General features: G+C 57.9%; 8 protein-coding genes and 3 pseudogenes. 1 reads left to right on the forward strand and 10 read right to left on the reverse strand.

Annotated elements, in window-relative coordinates; all coding sequences use genetic code 11:
• Positions 1–105: 105 nt before the first annotated feature.
• The 9 genes and pseudogenes from ABJN75_RS15920 to ABJN75_RS15960 all read right to left on the reverse strand — a co-directional run.
• Positions 106–660 (reverse strand): annotated as a pseudogene (locus tag ABJN75_RS15920) (tyrosine-type recombinase/integrase); the annotation flags it as partial.
• Positions 661–713: 53 nt separating this feature from the next.
• A pseudogene (locus ABJN75_RS15925) lies at positions 714–1,397 on the reverse strand (IS6 family transposase); the annotation flags it as partial.
• Between the two features lie 216 nt (positions 1,398–1,613).
• Positions 1,614–1,823 carry a hypothetical protein gene (locus ABJN75_RS15930; RefSeq protein WP_348440561.1) on the reverse strand — a complete coding sequence of 70 codons (210 nt, stop codon included), beginning with the start codon at positions 1,821–1,823 and terminating at the stop codon, positions 1,614–1,616.
• A 213-nt stretch (positions 1,824–2,036) separates the two neighbouring features.
• Positions 2,037–3,176, reverse strand: a complete 1,140-nt coding sequence (gene menC, locus ABJN75_RS15935; protein WP_348440562.1) for an o-succinylbenzoate synthase — start codon at positions 3,174–3,176, stop codon at positions 2,037–2,039.
• Between the two features lie 30 nt (positions 3,177–3,206).
• Entirely contained in the window at positions 3,207–4,034 is an 828-nt protein-coding gene (locus ABJN75_RS15940; protein ID WP_348440563.1) for an ATP-binding cassette domain-containing protein, read from the reverse strand.
• Positions 4,034–4,897 carry an ABC transporter ATP-binding protein gene (locus tag ABJN75_RS15945; protein ID WP_348440564.1) on the reverse strand — a complete coding sequence of 288 codons (864 nt, stop codon included), beginning with the start codon at positions 4,895–4,897 and terminating at the stop codon, positions 4,034–4,036. The genes ABJN75_RS15940 and ABJN75_RS15945 overlap by 1 nt, the downstream gene beginning before the upstream one ends.
• Positions 4,894–5,778: an ABC transporter permease gene (locus ABJN75_RS15950; RefSeq protein WP_348440565.1), complete on the reverse strand. Its 885-nt coding sequence runs from the start codon at positions 5,776–5,778 to the stop codon at positions 4,894–4,896. The genes ABJN75_RS15945 and ABJN75_RS15950 overlap by 4 nt, the downstream gene beginning before the upstream one ends.
• 2 nt (positions 5,779–5,780) lie before the next feature.
• Positions 5,781–6,698, reverse strand: coding sequence for an ABC transporter permease (locus tag ABJN75_RS15955; protein WP_348440566.1), 918 nt, complete (start codon positions 6,696–6,698; stop codon positions 5,781–5,783).
• Positions 6,699–6,808: 110 nt separating this feature from the next.
• Positions 6,809–8,347: an ABC transporter substrate-binding protein gene (locus ABJN75_RS15960; protein ID WP_348440567.1), complete on the reverse strand. Its 1,539-nt coding sequence runs from the start codon at positions 8,345–8,347 to the stop codon at positions 6,809–6,811.
• 154 nt (positions 8,348–8,501) lie between these two features.
• On the opposite strand from ABJN75_RS15960, the gene ABJN75_RS15965 reads away from it, so the two are divergent.
• Positions 8,502–9,281, forward strand: a complete 780-nt coding sequence (locus tag ABJN75_RS15965) for an IclR family transcriptional regulator (protein WP_348440568.1) — start codon at positions 8,502–8,504, stop codon at positions 9,279–9,281.
• A gap of 131 nt (positions 9,282–9,412) precedes the next feature.
• Here ABJN75_RS15965 and ABJN75_RS15970 read toward each other — a convergent pair.
• Positions 9,413–9,740 (reverse strand): annotated as a pseudogene (locus ABJN75_RS15970) (hypothetical protein); the annotation flags it as partial.

Here is a 9,740-nt window from a genome sequence, read left to right on the forward strand (position 1 = left end):
AGTGTAGTCTCCATCGAGAAACTCCCTTCGCTCATCCATGGAAAGCCGATCACAGATCAGCGCTGTCAGGGCAACGTGCGGGCAGAACATCGCTTACGGTTTTCCCTACAACCCCGCAGCTTTTGTGAGGTTTATCCGGAACCTGTCGCGGCGCCGTTGATACCGACGGGTCATTTCCGCTGATGTGTGGCCAAGTTGCTTCTGGACGTAACGCTCATCGACTTCGGCGGAATACGCAAGTCCCGCGCGCAGGGAGTGACCCGAGAATTTTCCGGCCCGCTCGTCTTCGCTGAGGTCACCACGCACACCGGCCGCCAATGCTGCCTTTTAACGAGGCGCGCCACTTCCTGATCATTCAGCCGCTCCGGCCCGACATCCTTGCCGTTACCCCTCACGCGGCGGAAAAGCGGGCCTTTGGCGAGTTTTGCGAATTTGATCCAGGTTTCTGTGGCAACGACAGGGCAGGTGGCATCGGAGGATTCCGCGGCCGATTTCCGCTTCGCACCAACCGGTTTTGCCGCACAGCGTTAGCGTTACCAACAGGCCTTTGTCGAGCATCTCTATCCAGCCACGCCCGTCCTCCGTTTGGTCGCGGCCGAGGTCGAGACCGGTGATTTCTGATCGGCGTAAACCGCCGGCAAAGCCGATCAACAGCATAGCCGGTGATGTCAGGTTAATTCCTGACGAGCGCGCATCCGGCATGCGCGGAGTTATCAGGCAGCAATTCCGGCCACGTCCTTCCAATGTGCGATCGCCCTGAGGCGGTGCAGATGGACTTCGATGGCTGAGTATTTCTGGTGGGTCGGGACAAACAGATTTCGGACGGCAGAGAAGACGCTGATGACACGTTGCAGCGCGCCCGGCGAGCGGAACCGCTGCATCACTCGCTCCCGTTTCCGCAGAGGAAGATGAGAATTGCCGGCGCGATTGTTCAGCCCTTTGTGTGATCGATGCTCGATGGCGGGCATGACGTGACACCGCGCGGCTGCGTAGGAACGAAGTTTGTCGGTGACTATACGCTTCGGCATGCATACCTGCTTCTTCATCAGCCGGATCAGAAGGCGTTTCGCAGCCTTGGTGTTACGGCGCTTCTGAACGATCTCGTCGAGAACGCAGCCGTCCTGATCGACTGCGTGCCAGAGCCAGTATTTCCGACCGCCGATCGTCACGACCACCTCGTCCAGATGCCAGATGTCGCTCGGGTTTGGCGACTTCCGACGCAAGCGGCTAGCATAGTCCGGGCCGAATTTCTTCGCCCTACAACGGATCGTCTCATAGGAAACGATGATGCCGCGCTTCAATAGCATTTCCTCCACCAGGCGCAGGCTCAACGGAAATCGAAAGTATAGCCAAACCGTATGGGCTATCACAGCGGTGGAAAACGACGGCGTTTGTAGCTGACAGGGTTCATGTTCATGATGACCAGATAACCGTTTAACCTTTCAGCTGCAGTTAACCGGACATCACCGGCAGCGGTAGATACCGGCATGAGCTTGAACCTGCCGATTAATGACCCAGCGGACGCACTGCTACCAGCGTCCTGACATTAATCCGGCTGAACTTTATCTAGCCACAGCGCCGGTTTTCGCGCCTGATAGCTGCGTCGTCGCGCGCTACAGAACCAAGACAATTTCCGCCAACCCCACGAACGCGCGCGTACCGTCGATATTGCGTTGCTTGGCGTCCGTGAACGCACAGGCGTCTATCTTCAGCCGCGGCGGCCTTACGCTGGATGTCGCGAAAAGCTCAAGGCACGCGGGGACGGTGGCGACGTGCTTTGCCATTTCGTTGACCAAACCGCCATACTGTTTCCGCGGCGTCATCCTGCCATCCCAGATCACAAGCCCATGCGATCTGGGCTGAGACGGGGACATTGCCCTTTCTGATCAACAAATCGGCTATGCCGTCTGCGCCAGCTCTGCCGATGGCTTCGATACCAATATTCACCAACCCTTCGAGTAAGCCAATCATCGCCTTGTTATGCGTGGCCTATCCAGCTGGGCGTCGCTGTCTCCCAGGATTTTATGTGGGACCTCTCAGGTGCCCAACTCCTCCGTGCTCATGGTCACACTTTCGAGATAATCCCAATCGAGACTGACACCGATACCCGGGCCGGCCGGAACCGGCATGCGCCCGGTCTCCACTTCAAGCTTCTCGCAGATGATATCGCGCTTGAAATAGCGGCTGGCACTGGATGTGTCGCCCGGTTTGCGGAAGTTCGACAAGGTTGACAAGTGAATATTGTGGGCGCGGCCGATGCCGGATTCGAGCATTCCGCCGCACCAGACAGGTACGCTGGAGGCCGCACAGATATCGTGGATGCGCCGCGACGCGAGATACCCTCCGACGCGCCCCACCTTGATGTTGATAACCCGCGTCGCATCCGTCTGGATGGCTTTGCGGGCGTCAGCTGGACTGCGAATGCTTTCATCGAGGCAAATCGCTGTTTTGATGCGACTTTGCAGAACCGCGTGATCAAACAAATCGTCATGGGCGAGTGGTTGCTCGATATATTCGAGGCCCAATGCATCCAGACCATGCATAACCCGCATGTCGGCGAGCGTATAGGCAGCGTTCGCATCGACGCTGAGCGCTGCATCGGGAATGGCTGTGCGCACTGCGGTAACCAGAGCAACGTCATGACCGGGTTTGATCTTCAACTTGATGCGCTTGTAGCCGAGTTCGTGGTGATGACGGGCTTTGTCAACAGTTGCGGGGATGTCGTCAATACCGAGGGAAACGCCAACATCGACGGCGTCGCTGACACCTCCGAGCAGCGACTTCAGAGGCAGTCTCAAGGACTTTGCCCAGAGGTCCCAGAAGGCCATCTCAATCATCGCCTTGGCCATCTGGTTGCCACGCCAGGGTAAAAGTGTTTGCTCCAGTTCTTCCGGATTCCGGAAGCTGCGACCGATGAAGCTCGGTGCCAGGGTTTCACGCAGCAGCGAGACCGACCCGGTGATTGTTTCCTCGAGATAGTCGGGGGTTGGGTCGGCGACGCCTTCGGCATAGCCCTCGAGATCACCGCTGCGCAGTATCAGAAGCGGAAACACCTTCTCATAGGCCGTGCCGCTGGAAATAGTAAAAGGAGTGAGAAGGGGTAGGCGAACAAGCCGGACAGACGCGCTGTCAATGTGCAGCGCCTCAGCACCGGTGTGTTCTTGGGCTTCGGTCATTGTGTCCTCGTTTATGTAAGACGGTTGATCTCAGGAAATGGGTCTGGAGACACCGGGAACCGGTCCGGGCGATGCGTCGACCTGCGGGATAGTCAGGGCAGAAGCGAGAAGCTGGCGCGTGTAGTCAGTCTGTGGAGCCGAGAAGAGATCTTTGACACTCGCCGTCTCGACCAGTTTTCCTTTCTCCAGAACAGCGACCCGGTCGGCGATGTACTCGACGACGGCCAGATCGTGGGAGATGAACAGATATGTCAGCTGGAATGCCGAGCGCAGTTCCATCAGAAGGTTCAGAACCTGCGCCTGGACAGAGACGTCCAGCGCGGATGTCGGCTCGTCGCAGATGACGATTTTCGGGTGGGAAATCAGCGCCCGCGCAATAGCGACACGCTGCCGTTGCCCACCCGACATCTGGTTCGGATAGGCGCTCATCATACGGGATGGCATGCGCAATATGCCGAGCAGTTCTCGCACCTTGCGCTGCCGTTCGGCCGCGCTGTACCGCCCGGCAACAACAAGCGGCATTTCGATGAGTTGTCGCACCGTCTTGCGCGGATTCAGGGAGGAATACGGATCCTGGAAGATCGGCTGCACCAGGCCTGCGAACGCTTTCCGGCCAAAGCTCTCAACAGGTTTTCCATCCAGCAGCACGCTGCCGGATGTCGGTATGTCAAGGCCCAGCATGATACGCGAAAGCGTGCTCTTGCCGCTTCCCGATTCACCGACCAGAGCCAGAACCTCTCCCCGTTTCAACTCCAGCGAGACATCGTCCAAAGCATGCAAAGGTTGTGGCGCGGAAAACAGTCCGCCTCCGAGGTGGAAGGTGCGGGAGACATTGTGTACCTGCATCAGGGTTTCCATCAGGCATCCCCTCCGTTTGTGTCTCCTGACCAGGTGACCGTACCCAGCCGGTCGCGGTCCCAGCGCATGCCGCGACGGGGAACCGCTGACAGCAGAGCCTGGGTATATCGGTGCGAGGGACGCGAAAGTACGTCTGCCATAGCACCGGTTTCAACGGTCTCGCCCGCATACATCACCTGCACGCGGTGGGCGATACGGGCCACAACGCCGATATCGTGACTGATGAAGATCATCGCCAGACCACGTTCAGACTGCAGGCCGGCAAGAATATCCAGGACTTGCGCCTGAACCGTGACGTCAAGGGCAGTGGTTGGCTCATCGGCAATGATGACTTCCGGATCGCAAATGAGGGCCATGGCGATGACAACACGTTGGCACAAACCACCGGAGAGCTGGTGCGGATAGACATCCAGCCGCTCTTTCGGGCGGGACACACCGACACGGTCGAGCAGTGCTGCTGCACGGTCTCGCGCCTCGGCCAGCGTGGCGCGGCGATGGCGCAAATACGTCTCGGTCAGCTGCCGGCCAATGGTTAGCACCGGATTGAGCGCGGTCATCGGATCCTGAAAGATCATGGCGATCTTCGGTCCACGGATATCGGCCATCTGACGCTCGCTGAGCGCGGTCAGTTCGGTGCCATCAAGACGTGCACAATCGGCTTTGACTGTGGCGTTGCGCGGCAAAAGTCGCATCAGCGCGAGCGCTGTGACGGATTTCCCCGAGCCGGACTCGCCAACAATGCCGAGAGTTTCGCCGCGGTGCAGTTCAAGGCCGACCTTGCGCACGACGGAAAGTTCACCGAGCGGACCAGACATCGTGACGTTCAGGTTTTCGACGGAAACAATGGGCGATGGATTGTTCATGCACGCCCCTCCGGAGCAAGCAGGTCGCGCAGGCCGTCGCCCACCAGATTGATGGCCAACACGGTGATCGCAATGGCCGCCCCCGGCAGCGCGATAAGTCGGGCGTCAAAGAAGATCATACCTTTGCTCTCCGCAACCATGAGCCCCCAGGAGGGCGTGGGCGGCTGCACACCAAGGCCAAGAAACGACAGGGCCGCCTCCAGAAGAATGGCGTGGCCGACCTCAAGTGATGCAACGACGAGAAGCGGTCCAGCGAGATTGGGCAGCAGTTCCCCGATCAGGATGCGCGGCGTGCTGCAGCCCATGGCCACCGCAGCAGTTACGAATTCCCGATTGCGCAACTGCAGAGTGGCCGAGCGAACCACGACAGCAAACCTGTCCCACAAAAGCAGGCTCAGAATCGCGACCACCATCCAGAGTTTGCTACCGAACATGGAGACTGCCGCAAGAGAAACAAGCACAACCGGCAAGGCGAGCCTGACTGAAACTATGAATGTCACGAAGCTGTCGATACGCCCACCATAATAGCCTCCCAGGAGGCCAAGCGTGGTGCCGATGATACCTGAGCCGACAGCTGCGCAAAGCCCGATAACAAGGGAAACACGAGCGCCGTAGAAGATACGTGAGAGATAGTCGCGACCCAGCGCGTCCGTTCCGAAAATATGGTTCCAGGTGCCGTCGTGCTCCCATACCGGTGGTAGCAAACGGTGGGCAAGGGATTGGGAATACGGATCGTGCGGCGCGATAAGCGGCGCAGCCAGGGCGATGAATATCAGAAGGGCGAGGATCACCGCACCGGCCAGAAACCCTGGATGGCGGCGAGCTTTCAACATGAAAAGCTGGCGGGGCGTCGGCCCACTGTCTATGGCGGAAATGGTCATGGTCAACTCATCCGGATGCGAGGATCGAGCCAGGCATTCGCCATGTCTGCCAGAAAGGTCAACCAGACATAAAGCATGGCGTAGACGAGGACGATGGCCTGAATGGTCGGGAAATCGTTTCGCGCGATGCTTTCCCAGGCAAGAAGTCCGATCCCCTTTATACCGAACACACTTTCGATAACGACGGAGCCGCCGAGCAGGAAACCGAATTCGACCGCTGCCACACTGATGACGGGGAGTATCGAATTGCGGATCGCATGTCCGAACAGAACGCTGGAAGGCAGCAGTCCTTTGGCGCGAGCAGTACGAACATAGTCAGATTGCAGGGCTTCGATCATACCTGCGCGACAAAGCCGCAGCATGGAGGGAACCGCATAGTAGCCCAGAACGATTGACGGCAGTATGAAGTGCACCAACGTCTGGGAACCGGATACAGGCAACCAGCGCAGCTTTACGGAAAACAGCCAGACGAGCATCAGTGCCAGCCAAAAACTCGGTGTCGCCTGCCCAATGGTGCCGAGCGCCAGGGCGAACCGGTCGACAGTGCGGTTCTGATGGATCGCCGCAAGGATGCCAAGCGGTATGGAAACGACGATGGCGAATACAATGGCAAAGATGCCGAGCTTCGCGGTCTGAGGAAACCGTTCCGCAAGCAACTGGCTCACAGGCGCTCCGAAATAGTAACTGTCACCGAAATCGCCGGTGAGCACCCGACCAGCCCAATTCATATATTGCACCGGGATCGACTGATCGAAGCCGAACCGTTTGCGAATAACATCGATGTCAGCCTGCGTGGCGCCTTCTCCAGCAAGCGAAACTGCTGGATCGCCGGATAGATAGGTCAGGCCGAAGCTGACGAGCGATACTGTGAGCGCAACAAGGGCCGCGATAGCAAGCCGCTTTAGCGTGAAGCGAAGCATGGTTCATGCCTGTCTGGCCGTGGCACGACATGGATGAAAGCCATATCGGGCGATTGTTGGCAAATCGACGCCGAAGCCTGTTCTGAGGCTTCGGCGTCATGACGGTCAGCTCATTTCCAGTGAGCTGCGTAGAACTGCGGCAACTCGTCTGCCGTGGGCGTAAACTCGAGCGCGGCATTGTAGCTGTAGTTCTTCGTGTAGCTGAACAGCGGCAGCCAGTAGACCTCGTCAGCGATGCGCTGGAGGGCCTTGGTGTAGGCGGCAATGCGGCCGTCCGGATCGCTGGAGAGGTCTCCCTCGCGAATGTCCGCCTGCACTTGTTCGTCGTTTGCCGGATCATCGGGGCCGCCACCGAAAAAGTAGCTCGTGATGGCAGAAACGTCCGGAATGGACGACGAGCCCCACGTCATGTTGGCCAGGGATGCCTTGCCTTTGACGATAAGATCGCGCGCGGCAGCATATTTTAGCCAGTTGAGATCGGTCTTGATGCCGACCTTGGCCAAATCACCCATGATCGCCTCGGTCACCTCGCGGTCGCGATAGCCGTACAGGTTGACCGTAAAGCCATCTGGGTAGCCTGCCTCCTTGAGAAGCTCCTTCGCCTTCTCCGGATCGTAGTCATAGACGGCAACGTCGGCGGTGCAGCCGAACTGGACGGGGTGGCATGCGGCATTCACTACCTGGCTGTTTGCCCCCATCAGGAACTTGGCGATCCGTGCCCGGTCGATTGCATGACCGACCGCCTGACGGACCGGGCGCTTGGTAAAGACGTCGGTGCCGCTCGTGCCCTTGAGATCGAAGGTGAGGTAGCTGATGCGCATGGTAGGTGCGTTCACGGAGGTAATTTCGGGAGCTGCGGAGAGCGCTTCCGCCTGGTCGTTGTTCATCCCCCAGATCCAGTCCACTCCGCCGGTCATGAGTTCGGCAACCTGCGTCGAGCCATCCGCAATAGTGCGGTAGGTGATCTTGTCGATGCTGGGTTTTCCCTTGGGACTGTCATCGAAATAGTCGGGATTGATCTCCATGACGATTGCCTCGCCGGCCTTGAAACTTGTGACCTTGTAAGGACCGGTGCCCACCGGCGCGACCGCGACAAAACGCTTGTTGCCGCCGGAGCCTTCGGGGGCATCGTCGAAATGCCCCTCGGGCACGATCGGCAGCACCAGAGCGAGGTTGGAGAGAATGGCGGGAAATGGCTCGATCAGGTGCAGACGAACCGTGTTATCGTCAATTTTCTCCGCACCCTTGAGCCAGCGGATGTCGCCATAGTTGAGAACGCCGTTCGCCTCATCGGTAATGAAATTGAATGTGTAAACCACATCTTCCGGGCCGAATTCGGTGCCGTCATGGAATGTTACACCTTCACGCAGCTCGAATTCCCAGGTCACCGGATCGATCTGTTTCCATGAGGCGGCGAGCAAAGGTTCAAATTTCTTGGCCACGGAATCCCAGAAGACCAGCCCGTCATAGACATGCTGGGCAAGCACCACACTCTCGCGTGAGGTGTCGTAATAGGTATCGGTCGAAACGACTTCCTTGACAGCAGCCCAGGTGAGGCTGTTGTCGTCAGGCCCCGAAAGGGCTGTCGTGGTCAGCAGTCCGCAAATGGCAGAAGTCAGAAACATGGTTCTGGCAAAGTGAGTTGGCATCTGTATTGCTCCTCTTTCAGACACTTGATTTATGGTTGTGATTGTAATACTCATTATTTGATAGTTATGTGCATTATTTAATACTCGAGTGAACGAACCTGTCAAGTCTTCGACGGACGACAGTCGCGAATGCTTTCCTTGAAGGAGAAAATGGATGGCCAAACCGGAGAAAACGCAAATTCTCGCGTCGACCCTCGACCGGGGCCTCAGGATCATGCAGCTGTTTCGCAATACTCAGGACGAGATGAGCCTGACCGAGATCACGGAACGTTCCGGTTTGGAGAAGAGCGCGGTCCAACGTCTTGCCTACACATTACATGCGCTCGGCTATCTCGACCGGGATGAGAAATCGCGCCGCTACAGGCCCGGCCTGCGAATGCTCGACTTCGCCTATGCCTATCTGATCCACGACCGACTGCTCGAGCGGGCCTATCCTCGAATGGTCGAGGTCAGCCGCAAATACAACAGCACTGTCAATTTGGGTGTTCTCGACGGCACCGAGGTTGTCTACAAAGCGCGCATCCCGCATGCTTCGGTTGCCTTCGACGCCATGCTGATCGGTGCGCGGCAGCCGGCGGCCGTCACCGCAATAGGCCAGATCATATCGGCGTTCTCGTCGGAGGATGTTCTTGAAAAAATGCTGGAAAAAGGGCTGCCTGTACCTTTGACGGCCTTTACCTGTCAGGATGCTGATGAGGTGCGAGCGCGCGTGGCGGGCGCGAAGCGGGACGGATTCATCATCTCGAACCAGCAGCTCATGCTTCAGGAAGTGGTGGTCGCAGCGCCGGTCATCGGTGCGAACCGCAAGGCAATCGCGGCTATAAGCATGCCGGTTTACATGCCCGACTGGAACGAGCCCCGCATCCGAGAAGAGCTGGTTCCCGTCGTGACCGAAGCAGCCCGCTCGATATCTTCAATCATCTCGCAAGGATGAACCGACCTATCTCAAGAATGGCCTGATCCATGCAACAGCGGCGAAAACGGTAGCGTTTGGCGTTGGTGCAGGAATAGACAAATGTGCGGAATTTGGTCTTTGATGCCCGCATATTTGGTTGCTCCCCTGGAGGCTCGGTAGCGAACGGATTTCGGGCGTCCGCAAGCGAGCATTCGGTTAAGAATGGCCACGCTGATTGCAGCTTCTGTCTGTTGAGCGAGGAATGACCGAGCGCGCAAACGCGGCCCGATGACGCCTTTGTATCGACCCATCGCGGTTTCAACCAAAGCTCGTTTGCGATAGCCCGCAGATGCCTGCCATTTAAGCCGGCCATCTGAACTGACCCCCGAAAGTTGGACATCAACTTTGGGGGTTTGCATGTCCAAATACAGCACGTCTTTCAAGCAGTCGGTGGTGTTGGCGTATGAAGAGGGTTCAGACGGCTTCCGCCGAATCGCA

It is taken from the genome of Hoeflea sp. (assembly GCF_039975035.1).
In the GTDB taxonomy this organism is placed as follows: Bacteria; Pseudomonadota; Alphaproteobacteria; order Rhizobiales; family Rhizobiaceae; genus Hoeflea.

Excerpts from the sequence above, each read along its gene's own strand:
- ABJN75_RS15960 (WP_348440567.1), bottom strand. The coding sequence starts at position 8,347 with ATGCCAACTCACTTTGCCAGAACCATGTTTCTGACTTCTGCCATTTGC.
- ABJN75_RS15955 (WP_348440566.1), bottom strand. The coding sequence starts at position 6,698 with ATGCTTCGCTTCACGCTAAAGCGGCTTGCTATCGCGGCCCTTGTTGCG.
- menC (WP_348440562.1), bottom strand. The coding sequence starts at position 3,176 with ATGACCGAAGCCCAAGAACACACCGGTGCTGAGGCGCTGCACATTGAC.
- ABJN75_RS15930 (WP_348440561.1), bottom strand. The coding sequence starts at position 1,823 with ATGACGCCGCGGAAACAGTATGGCGGTTTGGTCAACGAAATGGCAAAG.
- ABJN75_RS15965 (WP_348440568.1), top strand. The coding sequence starts at position 8,502 with ATGGCCAAACCGGAGAAAACGCAAATTCTCGCGTCGACCCTCGACCGG.
- ABJN75_RS15945 (WP_348440564.1), bottom strand. The coding sequence starts at position 4,897 with ATGAACAATCCATCGCCCATTGTTTCCGTCGAAAACCTGAACGTCACG.
- ABJN75_RS15940 (WP_348440563.1), bottom strand. The coding sequence starts at position 4,034 with ATGGAAACCCTGATGCAGGTACACAATGTCTCCCGCACCTTCCACCTC.
- ABJN75_RS15950 (WP_348440565.1), bottom strand. The coding sequence starts at position 5,778 with ATGACCATTTCCGCCATAGACAGTGGGCCGACGCCCCGCCAGCTTTTC.